Consider the following 17,722-nt stretch of genomic DNA (forward strand, 5'->3'; position numbering starts at 1 on the left):
AATCTAATTTCAAGAGGCCAGGGTGATGGGGATCCCGCTGGAATCTGCCAAAGAAGTTTCTGAGGTTTCATCAGAGAATTCTAATTCGGCAAGCAAAAATCAAAAACTATCTACATCAACTGTTAGTAGTCAAAAATCTCGAAGTACTAGGAGGCAAAGTAATCGTCTAGCAACTGATGCAATAGGTTTCTATCTCACAAGTATTGGAAGAGTCCCTCTTCTGACTCCTGCAGAAGAAATTGAACTTGCTCATCATGTTCAACAAATGAAAGATTTGTTGAACCTTCCACTTGAACAACGCACTGCCCGTCAAAAACACAAAATAAAAATGGGTAAGAGGGCAAGAGATCGCATGATGGCTGCAAATCTGAGACTCGTTGTAAGTGTTGCAAAAAAATATCAAAATCAAGGTTTAGAGTTACTTGATTTAGTTCAAGAAGGTGCAATTGGATTAGAAAGAGCTGTTGATAAATTTGATCCTGCAATGGGTTATAAATTCTCAACCTATGCATACTGGTGGATAAGACAAGGTATGACTCGTGCAATTGATAACAGTGCTAGAACTATTCGACTACCAATACATATCAGCGAAAAACTTTCAAAAATGCGCCGTATATCGCGTGAATTATCTCATCGATTTGGTAGGCAACCAAATCGACTAGAGCTAGCAAACGCAATGGGAATCGAACCTCAAGATTTAGAAGATCTTGTGTCGCAAAGCGCGCCATGTGCGTCTCTTGATGCTCATGCTAGAGGCGAAGAGGATCGAAGTACTTTAGGAGAATTAATTCCCGACCCAAATTCTGATGAGCCAATGGAAGGGATGGATAGAAGTATTCAAAAAGAACACCTTGGGGGATGGTTATCTCAATTAAATGAAAGAGAGCAAAAAATAATGAGACTTCGCTTTGGCCTTGATGGAGAAGAGCCACTTACTCTTGCTGAAATTGGAAGACAAATCAATGTGTCTCGAGAGCGTGTAAGACAACTTGAAGCAAAAGCTATTTTAAAATTGAGAGTAATGACTACTCGTCAAAACGCTGCATAACCATTGCCTATTCAAATAGCTATTTTTGTTATTGCATTATGGATAATTATACTTTTCTTGATTGCATATTTATGTAAAAGATTTTTTCCTAAAAAAGAAGAATTAAGTAGAAAAATTATTCATATTGGAACTGGACCTGTAATTCTCTTAGCCTGGTTATTTGATATTCCAAAAAATATAGCTTTCCTAACTGCATTATTAATCACAATAGCCTTAGGTGTTAATTACCAATATCGTTTATTACCAGCTATTGAGGATATCGACAGAAAAAGTTTTGGAACAGTTGCATATGGTATCAGCATTACTCTATTACTTTTACTTTTCTGGCCTCGCTATGCATCCTCTATTTCCATAGGAGTACTATCAATGGCTTTTGGTGATGGATTAGCAGGTTTAATTGGTAGATCTATTAACTCTCCAAAATGGTCAATACTTGGTCAAACAAAATCGATTCTTGGAACATTAACAATGGGAACAGTAGTGGCTATGACGACATCAATTATTTCTTCACTGAATAATTTAGGCATACAGCCTATAGAAATAGTAGTCATTTCGCTAATAGCAACTTTTTTAGAACAAATAAGTCCTTGGGGTATTGATAATTTAACTGTTCCTATTGGGGTAACTTGTATAGGTATATGGTTCATAGGAATATAAAACACCAAATTAATTGACTGATTCAGCTAATTCCTCCAATAAAACCTCAGTTGTAGAAAAGTTTATGCATGCATCCGTAACACTTTGTCCATAAGTAAGTTTTGACAAATCTGGATTTAATTTCTGATTACCCTCAACGAGATGACTTTCAATCATTACGCCCATTACATTCTTTGACCCAGCTTTTAACTGTGAGGCGACATCACGTAAAACTTCTGATTGTCTACGAAAATCTTTATTAGAGTTGCCATGACTACAATCAACCATCACTCTTCCAGGCATCTTAGATTGTACCAATTCCTCTACAATTAAATTAATTGCTTCAATATGATAATTAGTTCCATTTTTACCACCTCTTAGAACAAGATGGCCATCTGGATTGCCTGTTGTACTCACGATCGAAGCGTGACCATCATTATTAATTCCTAAAAAATGATGAGGTTTTGAAGCCGCTTGCATTGCATTAATCGCTATTGTTGCTGTCCCATCGGTACCATTCTTATAACCAACTGGCATTGATAATCCAGATGCCATTTCACGATGAGTCTGACTCTCCGTCGTTCTTGCTCCGATAGCAGTCCAGCTGATTAAATCAGCAATGTATTGAGGAACAACAGGATCGAGTAATTCTGTTGCTGCAGGCATTCCTTTTTTAGCTAAATCAAGCAATAAACCTCTTGCTTTTCTCAATCCAGTATTAATATCATAAGAATCATCAAGATGAGGATCATTAATAAGTCCTTTCCAACCAACAGTTGTACGAGGTTTCTCAAAATAAACACGCATAACAATTTCTAACTTCTGCTTATATTTATCCCTCAATGGAGCTAAACGATTTGCATATTCAATAGCCGCATCAACATCATGAACTGAACATGGTCCAACAATCACCAAAATTCTTGGATCAATACCATTTAGAATTGATTGTATCTTTTTGCGAGTAGTAGAAACTATTTCAGAGGCTGCCTTATCCAAAGGCAAATCTCTATGAAGTAATGCTGGTGACATTAATGGACGAGTCTCGACCACATTGAGGTCAGAGGTGCTATCCACCATTGAAAAATATGATGAGGTGGACATTTAAAGCGTGATCATAGATATAAGATTAGAGAAGTATCAGTCATAGGGGGGTAATAAGTTGCATTATCTGAATGATTATTCAAGAAACATGCAGTTGTAAACGATGGAAACAAGAGGCTATCACTCAAATACATTCTTTATTGAGATTTAACAATGCTAAAAAATTATTTATCACACGTTGCAGAAAGAAAAGCACTAGGGATCCCTCCGCTGCCTTTAGATGCAAAACAGACTCAAGCTTTAACAGAGTTATTAGAAAAGCCAGACAAAGAAATCGATAAAAACTTCTTATTGGATCTTCTTATCAATCGAATCCCTCCTGGAGTTGATCAAGCCTCTTATGTTAAAGCAACTTGGCTGAGCTCAATTGCTCAAGAAGAATCTAAAAGTCCATTAGTCAGTCCTTTAAAAGCAACTGAGCTTTTGGGTACAATGATTGGCGGATATAATGTAGCAGCATTAATTGAAATACTAGAATCTAATAATAAAGAATTAGCAGCTTCAGCATGCAATGGATTGAGTAATACTCTTTTAGTCTATGATGCCTTAAATGACATTTTCGAATTAGCCAAAAATAACATTTATGCAGAAAAAGTTATAAATAGTTGGTCTAATGGAGAATGGTTTACAAACAAACAACCTTTAGCTGAAGAAATAACAGTCACAGTCTTTAAAGTTGAAGGAGAAACAAATACAGACGACCTCTCTCCAGCAACTCATGCCACAACAAGACCGGATATTCCTTTGCATGCTCTAGCGATGCTAGAAACTCGAGATCCAAATGGTTTAAACACTATTGAAGAATTAAAAAAGAAAGGACATGATATTGCTTATGTTGGAGATGTAGTTGGAACAGGAAGCTCAAGAAAATCAGCAATAAACTCTGTCCTTTGGCATACGGGACAAGACATACCTTTCGTACCAAATAAACGAGGAAGTGGAGTAGTAATAGGAGGCAAAATTGCTCCTATTTTCTTTAATACTGCAGAAGATTCAGGTGCACTTCCAATTGAATGTGATGTAAGCAAGCTCAAAACAGGAGATCTCATTACTATTTTTCCTTACAAAGGCGAAGTTAGAAGAAATGAAAATAAAACAAACAGTGGAGAACTTCTATCAAAATTTGACTTAAAACCACAAACTATTACTGATGAAGTCAGAGCAGGTGGGCGAATTCCTTTAATGATTGGACGAGCTTTAACAGACAAAGTTAGAGCAAAATTAAAACTTCCTCCCTCCAATCTTTTTATTCGTCCTGGTCAGCCACCTGCAGCAAAGCATGGGTTTACACAAGCTCAAAAAATGGTTGGAAAAGCTTGTGGTTTAGAAGGCGTTCTCCCTGGTGCAAGTTGTGAGCCAATAATGACAACCGTTGGTAGTCAAGATACTACTGGTCCAATGACTAGAGATGAAATGAAAGAATTAGCCTGTTTGGGATTTTCTGCTGATTTAGTTATGCAGAGTTTCTGTCATACAGCTGCATATCCCAAACCCGTTGATATCAAAACTCAAAAAGAACTCCCTGATTTTTTTGCTGAAAGAGGAGGAATAGCATTAAAACCTGGCGATGGAATCATTCACAGTTGGCTAAATAGAATGCTTTTGCCGGACACAGTAGGGACAGGTGGCGATAGTCATACTAGGTTCCCATTAGGAATCTCATTTCCAGGAGGTTCAGGAGTAGTGGCATTTGCTGCAGCCATCGGTTCCATGCCTTTAGATATGCCGGAGTCAGTTCTTGTACGTTTTAAAGGGTCTTTAAAAACTGGGGTCACTTTAAGAGATGTAGTTAATGCTATTCCGTGGATGGCTATCCAAAAAGGACTTCTGACTGTCGCAAAAGAGAACAAAGTTAATGTGTTTAATGGAAAAATATTAGAAATTGAAGGTCTACCAAACTTAAAATTAGAGCAAGCCTTTGAGTTAACGGATGCTAGTGCAGAAAGATCTTGTGCAGGCTGTACTATTCAACTCTCTGAATCAACAATCAGTGAATATTTAAAAAGCAATATTGTTTTACTTAAAAATATGATTGCTCGAGGATATAAAGACGCCAGAACAATAAGTAGAAGAATTAAAGAAATGGAAGAATGGTTGAAAAAACCAGATTTACTTTCAGCCGACTCTAATGCTCAATACTCAGAAATCATTGAAATAGACTTGAATGAACTCAAAGAACCTGTTTTAGCTTGTCCTAATGATCCTGATAACGTCAAACTTTTAAGCAAAGTCGCAGGGACTCCTATTCAAGAAGTTTTTATTGGTTCGTGTATGACCAATATTGGACATTATCGAGCGGCTGCAAAAATTCTCGAAGGAGAAGGGACGTTATCAGCTCGATTATGGGTATGTCCGCCAACACGAATGGACGAAGAAATTCTAAAAGAAGAGGGATACTACGAGATCTTTGAAAAAGCTGGAAGCAGGATGGAAATGCCTGGTTGTTCTCTTTGTATGGGCAATCAAGCTCGTGTAGAAGATAATTCAACTGTTTTCTCAACCAGTACAAGGAATTTCAACAACAGATTAGGAAAAGGAGCTCAAGTATTTCTAGGAAGTGCAGAACTGGCTGCTGTTTGCGCATTATTAGGTCATATTCCCAGCAAAGATGAATATCTTGAGATAGCCTCCAAAAAAGTTTCTCCTTTAACTGACGAAATATACAGATACTTAAACTTTAATGAAATACCAAACTTTATCGAAGATGGTCGTGTGATAACAAAAGAAGAAGAAGCCTCTATTTTACAAAAGTAAATTGAGTTAAATGATCAGAAGTAAGAGTCAAAATCTAATACAAAAAAAATCAACTCAAAGCATCAAAAAACTTCTTCAGAAGAAATGGCTCAATGTAATTCTTGCTCTAATTCTTACAGGGTTCGGAGCAGCATTAACTGGAATATTATTTAAAACTGGAATCCATGCGTTAGAAAATTATCGATCAAATCTTCTTGGATATTTACCTAGATGGACAGTTTTACCAATTTTAGGAGGATTAGGAGGATTAATTTCTGGATCAATCATTCAAAATTTTGCTCCTGCAGCTAAAGGAGCAGGAGTAAGTCACATCATTGCGTTTCTTCGCCATAAGCCAGTCCCTATGGGATTAAGAGTTGGTGTCGTAAAACTATTTACTGGAATAATTGCTATCGGCAGTGGATTCCCACTAGGACCAGAAGGCCCAGCAGTACAAATGGGAGGATCTGTCGCCTGGAAAATGGCCAAATGGCTAAAAGCCCCTATTTCATTTCGAAGAGTCATAGTTGCAGCGGGAGGAGGAGCTGGAATTGCTGCTATTTTTAGTGCACCTATTGGAGGGTTCATCTATGCAATTGAGGAACTTCTAAATTCAGCCAGACCAGTAGTTCTATTACTAGTAGTAATAACAACATTCTGGGCTGACAGTTGCGCTGATATTTTGCAGGCGATTGGACTAGATCAAAGAGCTGGTGGATTCATCAATAATTTAGGTTTTCAATTAGAAAGAGCTTATACACCAGTAATCAAATTCTTTCCGATAGATTTTTTATACCTAATATTTTTAGGAATCTTAATTGGATTCCTAGCAGAAATGTATTGCCAATATGTTTTAAAAATGCAAGTACTAGGAAACAAATGGTTTAAAAATAAAACTATTCAAAGAATGAGCTTATCTGGATTTTTACTTGGCTCAACGTATTCAATACTTCCAGAAAATTTTCATAATATCGAAGGATTACAAAAAATTATTGTTAATGAAAGTAGTAGTTTTACGCTTGCAATAAGCATATTTATAGTTTTATTTTTTGCTTCTGGTTTAGCAGCTGCCTCTGGGGCACCAGGTGGTTTGTTTTATCCAATGCTCACCCTAGGAGGATCTATAGGATTGGCCAGCGGCATAGGATTAGAAACATTAACGGGCCATGTGCCAACAACTTTTATTTTTGCTGGAATGGGCGGATTCGTAGCTGGATGCTCAAGAACTCCCTTAACTGCAATGTTTTTAGCTTTCGCATTAACTAAAAATCTTTTAATACTCAAGCCACTATTAATTACATCTATAGCTAGCTTTTTAACTGCTAGAATTTTTAATGAGCATTCAATTTATGAAAGACAGATTACAATTGAACAAAGAGAGTCAATATAGTACTTTTCAAATTTTCTTTAATAAAATATTACAGTTTCTAGAATTATAGATCATACATCTAAGGCCTATCAATAATATCCAACCTAAGATATTTATTCTGCTATCAAATAATGGAATATCTGTCGCATGAAAACAAATAAGAATTAGAGTAGAAGTCCACCAAGCTCGATCAAGTATTATATTTTCTTTTGAATTTAATTTATCAAATATTCTATAAAAACCCGAAATTATTAATAAGCTAAAAACAAATATATTAATCAAAAAAGAGACTAAAATACCATGACTTATTGCTAATTCTAAAGGCAAGTTATGGGAGTGGCCATGAAATAAACCTGTTCTCAGAGGATAAATAATTGAAAAAGCTGCTGCTCCCCAACCTAACCATGGCTTTTCAAAAATTAAATTAAGAGCAACTTTCCATTGGCCAACACGTGTTGATTCAAAAGTTCTAGTGTCAACAAACTGCATATCATTTAATCTCATCCAAATAGAATCAGGAACGATACTTCTTGCAAATTGTTGAATTCCAAAATCAAAAACAGGTAAAACCGCAATTAACACTGGAATAACACAAATGAGCATCAATGGGATTAACCAACCCCATGATGCTGAACCAAAAACCAATGGCAAACCTAAAACGATTGCTCCCCATGCATTTCGAGAATCAGTTAAAATCATTGACGAAACAAAGGCAACTAAAAGTACACAGGGAATAATTCTGTTTTTTCCACAAATAAAAGGATGCAGAACGGAAGCCAAGCACAATGGCCATACGCCCGCTAACCATGCAGCATTGATATTTGCATAGTCAAACAATCCAGACAATCGTCCTAATGGCTCTCCTCCAGGAGATATATGCCAAATTATTAAACCATCAAAAATCTGCCAAGGACCCTCCCATCCAAACCATAACTGACCAAAGCCAGTTATCAAAACAGGTAGACTTCCCCATACAAGACAGGAAGCGCATTTTATTCTTCTCTCAGGGGTCAACATATATGGTTGAAAACCCCAAAAAAACCAAAAAAATGGCAACCAATTAAAAAGACCAAGCCAAGCTAGCCAACCGGTAGGAGAACGAATACAACCAATTATCATCAAAAAAGTCACAAACACTAGCGGATAATTCCAATATTCCCTCCAATAGAAATCTCTTCTTTTTAGAGATTGATCAAAAAGAGCTACAAGCAAAAACACATAAGAAAGTAATGCACTAGAAGGCAAGCAAAAAACACCTAACTGAAAACAACTCCAGCCAATATTGTCTGAAAAATTATTTTTTTTAATTAAAGAAAACACCATTATTAATCATGTAAAAACCGCAGTTCTCCCTTTATAAACAATCACTTGTCGTCTTAAATGTAATCTTAAAGCTCTTGCTAATGCAACTCGCTCAAGATCTCTACCCTTTCTTATTAAATCTGTTACTTCATCGCGATGACTCACATTAGATATAGTCTGTTCGATTATGGGACCAGCATCTAGATCCTTAGTAACATAATGAGCTGTTGCGCCAATTAATTTTACTCCTCTTTCCCACGCCTGATGATATGGTTGAGCACCTTTAAAAGCAGGAAGAAAAGAATGGTGAATATTAATAAAATGGGGAAACTTCTCTAAAAATGAACTACTTAAAATCTGCATGTATTTAGCCAAAACTCCTAAATCAATTTTATATTCATTTAATAAATCTAAAATCTTAGTTTCTGAATCCGCTTTATTATTTTTATCTACTTTTATAAGCTTAAAAGGAATTGAAAAACTTGAGCAAAGTTCCTCCAAATCCGAATGATTTGAGATAACTAAAGGAACATTCATACATAATTCACCTGCCTTAACTCTCCATAAAAGATCAACCAAACAGTGACTCTGCTTACTAACAAATATTGCAACATTGGGAAAATCTTCAGAGAAACTCAATACAGCTTTTCCATTCAGTCTCTGCTCAAGCAAAATTACTTCAGAATTTATTTCATTTTTATCAAGCAGAAATCCTTCTAAATCCCACTCTATACGACTGAGAAACAATTTTGCATCTGAATCTGTATGGTGATCAGCATGTCTAATATTCCCATTTTTACTTGCTACCCAAGTTGACAAATCACTTACAAGTCCAGGCCTATCAGGACAAATGAACTGCAAGATAACTGTTTTAATGCTCACTAAAGCGATATCCTTAAACTATTCTCTTTTTTAGACCACTCATTGAAAATTAACAAGCAAATTTCATAACATCTATGCAAACAAACAGCCCAAAAACAGACATAAAGCAAATTGAAATTTCAGTTATTGGTTGTGGTATAGCAGGAATTACAACTGCATTTTATCTAGGGAAAAAAGGTTACAAAGTAAATTTAATCGACCCAATGGTAAATTCAGAGATAAATAATTTAAATCCTAAAAATGGGACACAAGCTAGTTTAGGGGTTCTAATGGGAAATATCTACAAAAAATCAAAAGGAAGAGCTTTTTCACTACGGAATAGGAGTATGAAGTTATGGAAAGAATGGCTTGCTGACATAGACTATCCTGAGTTCAATTTAATATTAGAAAAACCATTAATTAAATTAGCAAGTTCTGAAAAAGAATATCAATCAATGATTCAAATAATAAACAATAAAAAGGGATTTAAAATTGAACTTTTAGATAAAAATTCTTTAGATTTTTGGAATTCTACATTTGAAACAAAGTTAATAGGAGGAGTAATTTCACATGAAGATGGTCGTTTAAATCCCATAGAATTAATAAAAGTATTAATGCATAGTCTTGATCAAATCAAAATAAATAAAATAGAAAATAATGTTGTTAAAATAAGTAAAAATAATAAATTACATGAAAAAAGATGGAATATTAATTTAGGAAATAATAAATATATGAATCAAGATTTTGTAGTACTTTGCTCAGCATTAAATACTCAAAAACTATTAGCACCATTAGGTTATAAAATATTTTTAGAGCCGATCTTAGGTCAAGTTGTTGAATTAGAATTAGAAGACAAAGCTATTAATTGGCAAGATTGGCCTGGAATATTAAATTATCAATCAATAAACTTTATACACAATAAGCCCAATCACCTACTAGTTGGAGCAACTGTAGAGCGTGGCATCAGTCCAAGCCAACTTGAAAAACAAGTTATGTTAAAAATAAAAGATACTGCTCCAAAGTGGATCAGAAATGCAAGAATTAGCAATGAATGGAGTGGAATAAGAGCTAGACCAACAAACGAACCAAGTCCATTAATAAAAGAATTAGAAACTGGCTTATTAATTAATACAGGACATTACAGAAATGGTATTTTATTAGCTCCTGCATGTGCTGAATGGATTGGACTTAAAATAGAGAACCAATAAATATAAATTTATTTTGTTTCGGTAAAGTCAGCGTCAATAACATCATCTCCATCAGGCTTATTATCAGTGTTTGAATCAGCAGCTTGTGAAGCAGCGTTTGCTTGCTGATAGACAGAAGCTCCTAGTGAATACAATTCCTGTTGAAGCTCCTCTACTAAAGACTTCATAAGTTCATAATCGTCTTTTTCAACAGCTTCTTTTAGCTTGACTCGTTTCTCTTCGACTTTAGTTTTTGCTTCTTCATCAACTTTATCGCCAAGCTCACCTATTTGTTTTTCAGCTTGATACACAAGTGTTTCAGCTTGATTTTTAATATCAATTTTTTCACGCTTTTCTTTATCCGCAGAAGCATTCATTTCAGCATCCTTAACCATTTTATCAACTTCGCTGTCCGACAAAGTTGAGGCACCAGTAATTGAGATGCTTTGCTCTTTACCGCTACCTTTATCTTTAGCGGTGACACTTAGGATTCCATTAGCGTCAATATCAAAAGTCACTTCGATTTGAGGAACACCTCTTGGAGCAGGAGGTATTCCGTCTAAACGAAAAGTTCCAAGACTTTTGTTATCGGAAGCCATCTCACGTTCTCCTTGTAAAACGTGAATTTCTACATTCGTTTGACCATCAACTGCTGTTGAATATGTTTCGGCTTTTTTAGTGGGAACAGTGGTATTTCTTGAGATCATTTTTGTCATCACCCCACCTAAAGTTTCAACCCCAAGAGATAAAGGAGTTACGTCAAGGAGCAAAATATCTTTGACTTCGCCAGCAAGAACTCCACCCTGAATAGCTGCTCCAACAGCCACGACTTCATCTGGATTAACTGTTTGGTTTGGATCTTTAGTAGTGACTCTTTTTACCAACTCTTTCACTGCTGGCATTCTTGTAGAACCTCCTACCATGACAATCTCATCTATTTCACCAGTAGATAATTTTGCATCTTTCAAAGCTTGTTCGACTGGAACCCTGCAGCGATCAATAAGATTTGCTGCTAACTCTTCAAACTTTCCTCTTGTGAGTGTCAAATCTAGATGTTTTGGACCTTCAGGTGTGGCTGTTATAAAAGGAAGATTTATTTCACTTTGAGTAGCATTTGATAATTCTATTTTCGCTTTTTCAGCTGCTTCAGTTAGACGTTGAAGGGCTTGTTTATCTTGGCGTAGATCTATACCCTCATTACTTTTGAATGTTGAGGCTAAGTGGTCAACAATTGCACGATCGAAATCATCTCCACCCAAATGAGTATCTCCAGATGTAGAGAGAACTTCGAATACTCCGTCACCAACTTCTAAAACAGATACATCGAAAGTTCCACCACCCAAATCAAAAACTAAGATTCTTTCATTACTTTTTTTATCTAAACCATAAGCTAAAGCAGCGGCAGTTGGCTCATTGATAATTCTAAGAACCTCTAAGCCTGCTATTTTCCCTGCGTCTTTGGTTGCTTGTCTTTGTGAATCATTAAAATACGCCGGAACAGTAATTACAGCTTGTGTGACTGTTTCACCTAAATATTTTCCTGCATCCTCAGAAAGTTTTCTCAAAACTTGAGCACTAACTTCTTCAGGAGAAAACTGTTTATCTAGTATGGGGCACTTTAATTTGACATTAGAACCTGCTTTTTCAACTCCATAACTGACTTCCTTAGATTCGTCGTTTACTTCATCTACCCTTCGTCCAACAAATCTCTTGGAAGAATAAAAAGTGTTTTCTGGATTCATTACTGCTTGGCGCTTCGCAATTTGTCCAACCAGTTGGTCTTGATTTTTTGTGTAAGCAACCACTGATGGAGTGGTTCTAAAACCCTCAGCATTTGCGATTACAGTTGGCTTACCACCCTCCATTACTGCAACACAACTATTTGTAGTTCCAAGATCGATGCCAACAACCTTCCCCATGGGTGATTAACTCCTTTAATTTCTTTCTTTAAGTAACATCCTCGTCAGTGAGACCTGTTTGAGGCGAGGCGTGGTTCCCGAACAGTCTCTGATAAATTTCAAATCAACTTTTTAACGAAATGATTGCTATCACTGGAAAAACTAAACTAGTAGGACTTCTTGGACAGCCAGTAAATCACTCACTTTCTCCAATTATGCACAATGCGGCATATGAAGAAATGGGACTTGATTGGTGTTATTTAGCAATACCTTGCGATAAAAAAAATATTTACGATTTAACAACTGCCCTAAGATTTGTAGATTGCAAAGGATTAAATATAACTATTCCTCACAAGCAAGAAGTTCTTAAATCTTGCAATAAATTAACTAAAATTGCAAATGATATACAAGCAGTTAATACACTAATACCGGAAAAAAATAATCAATGGATAGGTGCTAACACTGACGTAGAGGGATTCTTGATACCATTAAAAAATCATAGTTTAATGGATAAAAATGTAGTTGTCATGGGTTGTGGAGGCAGCGCAAGAGCTGTAGTTATGGGGTTAAATAGTTTAAATGTTAAAAACATAAAAATAATTGGTAGAAATGAAAATTCATTAGATATTTTTGTAAGAAGCATGAAAAACTTATTATCAAAAAACCATATATCAATTGAAGCTATTAATAATAACGACATAAACATTAGATCATATATCAATGAAGCCGATTTAATTGTTAACACAACTCCAATCGGAATGAATAGCCTAAATACTCAACAAAACAATATTCCTCTTGGCAATCAAATATGGGAAAGCCTCTCTAACAAAACTATTCTGTACGATTTAATTTATACTCCAAGACCAACCAACTGGTTGAAACTTGGGCAGAAAAAAAATTGTTTTGTAATTGATGGTCTTGATATGCTTGTCGAGCAAGGTGCCTTATCAATAAAACTTTGGAGTGGTTTTAATAACGTGCCTACTCAAATAATGAAATCATGTGCAGAGAAACATTTAATAGTTTAATCTTAAAAAAATAAAATTTCTTATGCCTTCACCAGGAGAAAAAATATTAGGAGTTATTCTTTATATGATTCCTTGGGCTGATTCACTTACATTTGGTAATCATTTATTTATAAAGTATCCTTTTACTCAAATCACTCAAATACCTGCAATACCAATTATTCTAATCGAAAGGTCAATACCTTTTGGAAATTTATTATTATTTTTAGCTATCTATATTGGACTAATAAGAAATAGTAAAATATCTTATTTTTTACGTTTTAACGCACTGCAATCATTGCTAATTAATATTGGCATAATCATAGTTAGTTTTGTATTCGAAATTCTTTTTAGTCCTTTTCTAGAATCATTAATTATAAGAACCTTCTCTAGTACTTTATTCATTAGTCTTTTTTCAATGATTTTTTATTGTGTTTGGTCTTGCACACAAGGGAAGGAACCTGACCTGCCCACAATCAGCGAAGCAACAAAAATACAATTGTGAAAAGTTACCACCTCGGTATAGGATCATAACTCCGTCGCTCTTTATGAGCCTTAAGTCCTAGTCGGAAATTCCATCCATGTCTGAAAAACCCTATTACGAAACTATGTACATTCTTCGTCCGGATATCCCGGAAGAAGAAGTAGATAGCCACATAAAAAAATATAGCGAAATTCTTGAGAAATCAGGAACTGACGTACTAGATAGCCAAATGAGAGGCAAAAGAAGACTTGCTTATCCAATTGCTAAACATAAAGAGGGAGTATATGTGCAATTAAGTCATCAAGGCAATGGTCAGCAAGTTGCAACCCTAGAGAAAGCAATGAGGTTAAGTGAAGATGTTATTCGATACCTCACAGTTAAACAATTTGGTCCTTTGCCAACTCCAAAATCAACATCTAAGGACGATGAACCTGAAAAATCTGAAACAGAAAAAGAAGAAGTAAAATCTACTGAAGTTAAAGCCGAATCAACTGTAGAAGGGGATAATAAAGAAGAGTCAAAAGAATCAAAAGAATAAAGATAAAGATAAGAGCTAAATAAAATAAAGAATCTTACATTTTACTTGTTTATCCAAGACCAAATTCGACTGGGCAATCCCCATACATAAATAAATCCTTCAGCGGATTTGTGGTTGAATTTATCCTCACCTCCATAAGTGGACATATCTGAAATGTACAAACTATTTTCTTGCGACTTTCGACCAATAACATCAGCATTGCCCTTGAAAAGCCTTATCCTTACAATTCCATTGACATACTTTTGAGAAAAATTAATAAATCCATCTAATGCTTCTTTTAAAGGACTAAACCAGAAACCTTTATAAACCAAGTCTGCCCATTGTCTTTCTAGGTTAAATTTAGTATTTAATAAATCAGCGGGTAAAGTTAAGCTCTCCATTTCTTGATGAGCTTTAATTAATAAAAGCAATCCTGGTGTTTCATAAATTTCTCGACTTTTAATCCCTACTACTCTGTCTTCAATAATATCCAAACGTCCAAAACCATGTTTTCCTGCAAGGCTATTAGCTTTTTTTACAAGAGAAACAGGATCCATCAATTCTCCATTAATTGCAACTGGGTAACCATTCTCAAAAAGAATGTCAACTATCTCAGCTGTATTAGGTGAATCAGCAATTGAGGAGGTAATACCAAAGACTTCTTCGGATGGCATCTCAAAAGGATCTTCTAATGGACCTGCTTCAATGCTTCTACCCAAAAGATTCAGGTCAATTGAGTAAGGATTTTTTTTACTAACAGGAGGAACTATTCCATATTTTTCTCCATAGGCAATCGTTTCTTCGCGGCTCATTCCCCATTCCCTCGCTGGTGTAAGCAATTTCAAATCAGGAGCTAAAGCTCCAATTGTCACATCAAAACGAACTTGATCATTACCCTTGCCCGTACACCCATGAGCGACTCCATCGGCATTTAATTCCCTTGCAATTTCAACAAGTTTTTTTGCAATTAATGGTCTAGCTAATGCCGTTGAAAGCGGATATTTACCTTGATATAGAGCATTAGACCTAATTGCTGGAAAAGCAAAATCTTCAATAAAAGGCTTTACTAAGTTTCCGACTAATGACTTCGATGCTCCAGCTGAAATAGCTTTTTTTTTGATTACATCCAGCTCATCGCCCTGCCCAAGATCTGCCGCGAAAGCAATCACATGCTCAACTCCATACTCCGTCTTCAAATAGGGAATACAAACACTAGTATCTACTCCTCCTGAATAGGCCAAAACAACTTTTTTAGCTATTCCCATATGGTTCTCTCCTATGAGGAAATTCAATTCTTCTTATTAAATATAGAGAACTATTGGACAATATTTCTCATTTAGATTTTCAATGCTGATTCAAATATTTTCAAGATCTCAAAAATCGCAAAAAAGATACAAAATTTATTCCCAGGGCTGCTTAATAGATTTTCCTGATTGGCTTTCAGTAAAAAATCCTATGAGCCATACCGAAACAAAAGCCAAAGAGGTTAACCCAAAAAAAATAAGTACATAAACCAACCAAGAATTAATATCATGTCCGAAAATCAATAGATCTTTAACATCATCATTTGTAGTAAAAATAAAAAAAAGAGATGCGAACATTAAAATCAATTGAAAATTTAAGTTAAGTTAACGAATCTATTGAAAAAAATCTCCTAGCCCAAAAATAAATTAAAAGAAAAATAGAAGGACCAAAAAGCAAAAACCACACTAAAAAAAGATTTATGGAAAAAGGTTGAGGATGAATAAAACCAACCACACGAAGAGAAATACTTACTAAGAAAGCCACTACCCAAGTACAAATCATCAGTGTCAGCTTTGAAGTCAGCATAAAGATTAGAAAATTAATCCATAATGCATTATGTTAATTCATCGATCAAAATCCCGATATGAGCGATCTAAAAAAAATCAATTTATCTAGTTTAGACGGTATCAACCCCGCACTAACTCGCTATGCCAGGCAAGAACCTGCTCCTGTTCTACCTCTGCGAGAAGAACCCGATTTATTATCATGGCTAGAGACTAGTGGGAGATTAGTTTCGGATGAAGATTCGAATGATCAAGAAATAAGTACTGTAGAAGAAGAAGAGCTTTCAGCTTTAATGGGAGAAAAAGAGGACTATAAAGCCGAAGAAGAAACAACAGATGAAGAGTGGGAAGATTAATTTAATAGCTTTAGTTGTGGAAAAATATAATAAGCCTTTAAATAAAAAAAAAATATCATTTTTCAATAATATTAATTCTCAAATATTTATTTTATTTGGAATAATTACATTTGCATCTTTATTTTGTGATTTATATTTTGAAAATTACTCTTTAACTATTCCCTTTATAATTGCAGCACTAATATCATCATTTATTACTTATATAAGTGTTCCCATCTTAAAAAAAATAAAAATTCAGCAGATAATTAGAGAAGAAGGTCCAAAGAAACATTATATAAAACAAGGAACTCCCACTATGGGAGGAGTTCTTTTTATTCCAATAGCAATCATAATAGCTAATATTTTATATTTTAAAAGTCAAGATTACAGAATTATTTTGACTTTGAGCTTACTCATTATATCTTTTATGTTAATAGGCTTAATTGATGATTTAATAAGTTTGAAAAAAAAATTTAATACTGGTCTTACTTCGAATCAAAAATTAATTTTTCAATTTTTTATCAGTCTTATTTTTATTATTTTTTGCGTATCAAATAATTTGCTGTCTAGTAATATTCAAATAGCAAATAAAATTGTTAATATAGAAAATTTAATTTATCCTTTAGGAATATTTGTATTATTAGCAGAAAGCAATTCAACTAATTTGACTGATGGTTTAGATGGCTTACTAAGTGGATGTAGTGCTTTAATTTTTACAGGTTTAGCGATAACTATTTTAATAGAGAATCAAGCTTACTCTGAAACCCTAGCTCCTCTTTGCATAGTAATGGCTGGGAGTTCTATGGGTTTTCTTGTTCTTAATAAACATCCAGCGAAATTATTTATGGGTGACTCAGGATCTTTAGCTATTGGAGCATCTCTTGGTGGCATTGCACTGATATCAAATAATCTTTGGTCTCTATTAGTTATGGGAGGAGTACTTGCAGCAGAATCAATCTCAGTAATAACTCAAGTAGGTATTTTTAAAATTTCTAAGAAAATAAAAGGGAAAGGACATAAAATATTTTTGATGACTCCAATACATCACCATTTTGAGCTCAAAGGTAACAAAGAAACTCATATTGTGAGTAGCTTCTGGTTTGTTACATTATTATTAATAATAATCAATCTAGTATTTTTCGCTAAATCTTAAATCTTCAAATTGAACTGATGACCTATTTTACTTGGAAAGAAGAAGGGTTAACAAGGGACTGTGAAACTCTAGATTCCATGGCTGCTCGGTTTGAAGAATCAGCAAGACTTATGAGAAAAATGTCAGCGGATGGCTTTAAAGTAGAAAAAAGAAACAAACAACAAATAATAACTCATATAGATTCAAAAATTTTTAATGATTGGGGTTTCATTAGTGAAGAGCCACCATATCAACAACTTACATTAATCCTTGAAAAAGACAAAAAATAAATTCATTTATGTTCAAA

At 34.7% G+C, this 17,722-nt stretch carries 17 protein-coding genes; 11 read left to right on the forward strand and 6 right to left on the reverse strand.

Translation table 11 applies throughout. The features are described 5' to 3' along the window. The first annotated feature begins 25 nt into the window (after positions 1–25). Both AC6EIY_RS07460 and AC6EIY_RS07465 read left to right on the forward strand, forming a co-directional pair. Positions 26–1,048 (forward strand): RpoD/SigA family RNA polymerase sigma factor, encoded by a 1,023-nt coding sequence (locus AC6EIY_RS07460; protein WP_498506310.1) that lies wholly within the window; start codon positions 26–28, stop codon positions 1,046–1,048. 3 nt (positions 1,049–1,051) lie between these two features. Further along, entirely contained in the window at positions 1,052–1,705 is a 654-nt protein-coding gene (locus AC6EIY_RS07465) for a diacylglycerol/polyprenol kinase family protein (RefSeq protein ID WP_498506311.1), read from the forward strand. Positions 1,706–1,714: 9 nt separating this feature from the next. On the opposite strand, the gene AC6EIY_RS07470 is transcribed toward AC6EIY_RS07465, so the two are convergent. Further along, complete coding sequence (locus AC6EIY_RS07470) at positions 1,715–2,785, reverse strand: 3-deoxy-7-phosphoheptulonate synthase (RefSeq protein WP_498506312.1); 1,071 nt, start codon at positions 2,783–2,785, stop codon at positions 1,715–1,717. A gap of 153 nt (positions 2,786–2,938) precedes the next feature. Between AC6EIY_RS07470 and acnB the strand changes: the two genes are divergently transcribed. Together acnB and AC6EIY_RS07480 are read left to right on the forward strand one after the other, a co-directional pair. After that, the gene (gene acnB, locus AC6EIY_RS07475) at positions 2,939–5,539 is read left to right on the forward strand and encodes a bifunctional aconitate hydratase 2/2-methylisocitrate dehydratase (protein WP_498506313.1); all 2,601 of its coding nucleotides are present in this window, start codon (positions 2,939–2,941) and stop codon (positions 5,537–5,539) included. Positions 5,540–5,549: 10 nt separating this feature from the next. Beyond that, positions 5,550–6,908 carry a ClC family H(+)/Cl(-) exchange transporter gene (locus AC6EIY_RS07480; protein WP_498506314.1) on the forward strand — a complete coding sequence of 453 codons (1,359 nt, stop codon included), beginning with the start codon at positions 5,550–5,552 and terminating at the stop codon, positions 6,906–6,908. 6 nt (positions 6,909–6,914) lie between these two features. On the opposite strand, the gene AC6EIY_RS07485 is transcribed toward AC6EIY_RS07480, so the two are convergent. Continuing rightward, on the reverse strand, positions 6,915–8,210 hold the full coding sequence (locus tag AC6EIY_RS07485; protein ID WP_498506315.1) for an O-antigen ligase family protein: 1,296 nt from the start codon (positions 8,208–8,210) through the stop codon (positions 6,915–6,917). A 6-nt stretch (positions 8,211–8,216) separates the two neighbouring features. Next, the gene (purU, locus tag AC6EIY_RS07490) at positions 8,217–9,071 is read right to left on the reverse strand and encodes a formyltetrahydrofolate deformylase (RefSeq protein WP_498506316.1); all 855 of its coding nucleotides are present in this window, start codon (positions 9,069–9,071) and stop codon (positions 8,217–8,219) included. Positions 9,072–9,145: 74 nt separating this feature from the next. Here purU and AC6EIY_RS07495 point away from each other — a divergent pair, with 74 nt between their 5' ends. Further along, positions 9,146–10,258 (forward strand): NAD(P)/FAD-dependent oxidoreductase, encoded by a 1,113-nt coding sequence (locus tag AC6EIY_RS07495; protein ID WP_498506317.1) that lies wholly within the window; start codon positions 9,146–9,148, stop codon positions 10,256–10,258. An 8-nt stretch (positions 10,259–10,266) separates the two neighbouring features. Here AC6EIY_RS07495 and dnaK read toward each other — a convergent pair whose 3' ends face one another. Then, positions 10,267–12,156, reverse strand: coding sequence for a molecular chaperone DnaK (gene dnaK / locus AC6EIY_RS07500; RefSeq protein ID WP_498506318.1), 1,890 nt, complete (start codon positions 12,154–12,156; stop codon positions 10,267–10,269). 119 nt (positions 12,157–12,275) lie between these two features. Between dnaK and AC6EIY_RS07505 the strand changes: the two genes are divergently transcribed. From AC6EIY_RS07505 to rpsF, 3 genes are all read left to right on the forward strand, one after another. Continuing rightward, positions 12,276–13,163: a shikimate dehydrogenase gene (locus AC6EIY_RS07505; RefSeq protein WP_498506319.1), complete on the forward strand. Its 888-nt coding sequence runs from the start codon at positions 12,276–12,278 to the stop codon at positions 13,161–13,163. Positions 13,164–13,185: 22 nt separating this feature from the next. Continuing rightward, positions 13,186–13,644 carry a Tic20 family protein gene (locus AC6EIY_RS07510; RefSeq protein ID WP_498506320.1) on the forward strand — a complete coding sequence of 153 codons (459 nt, stop codon included), beginning with the start codon at positions 13,186–13,188 and terminating at the stop codon, positions 13,642–13,644. 76 nt (positions 13,645–13,720) lie between these two features. Next, positions 13,721–14,161: a 30S ribosomal protein S6 gene (gene rpsF, locus AC6EIY_RS07515; protein ID WP_498506321.1), complete on the forward strand. Its 441-nt coding sequence runs from the start codon at positions 13,721–13,723 to the stop codon at positions 14,159–14,161. A 41-nt stretch (positions 14,162–14,202) separates the two neighbouring features. Here the strand turns inward: rpsF and AC6EIY_RS07520 are convergent, their stop codons facing one another. Together AC6EIY_RS07520 and AC6EIY_RS07525 are read right to left on the reverse strand one after the other, a co-directional pair. Beyond that, positions 14,203–15,405, reverse strand: coding sequence for an argininosuccinate synthase (locus AC6EIY_RS07520; protein WP_498506322.1), 1,203 nt, complete (start codon positions 15,403–15,405; stop codon positions 14,203–14,205). A gap of 135 nt (positions 15,406–15,540) precedes the next feature. Continuing rightward, positions 15,541–15,741 (reverse strand): cytochrome B6, encoded by a 201-nt coding sequence (locus tag AC6EIY_RS07525; RefSeq protein ID WP_498506323.1) that lies wholly within the window; start codon positions 15,739–15,741, stop codon positions 15,541–15,543. Positions 15,742–16,028: 287 nt separating this feature from the next. Between AC6EIY_RS07525 and AC6EIY_RS07530 the strand changes: the two genes are divergently transcribed. From AC6EIY_RS07530 to AC6EIY_RS07540, 3 genes are read left to right on the forward strand one after another with little or no spacing between them, the layout of a single operon-like run. Continuing rightward, positions 16,029–16,304: a DUF3134 domain-containing protein gene (locus tag AC6EIY_RS07530; protein ID WP_498506324.1), complete on the forward strand. Its 276-nt coding sequence runs from the start codon at positions 16,029–16,031 to the stop codon at positions 16,302–16,304. Next, positions 16,285–17,436, forward strand: coding sequence for a phospho-N-acetylmuramoyl-pentapeptide-transferase (mraY, locus tag AC6EIY_RS07535; protein WP_498506325.1), 1,152 nt, complete (start codon positions 16,285–16,287; stop codon positions 17,434–17,436). The genes AC6EIY_RS07530 and mraY overlap by 20 nt, the downstream gene beginning before the upstream one ends. Before the next feature lie 17 nt (positions 17,437–17,453). After that, positions 17,454–17,705 (forward strand): hypothetical protein, encoded by a 252-nt coding sequence (locus AC6EIY_RS07540; protein WP_498506326.1) that lies wholly within the window; start codon positions 17,454–17,456, stop codon positions 17,703–17,705. Positions 17,706–17,722 lie beyond the last annotated feature (17 nt).

It is taken from the genome of Prochlorococcus sp. MIT2304 (assembly GCF_059772405.1).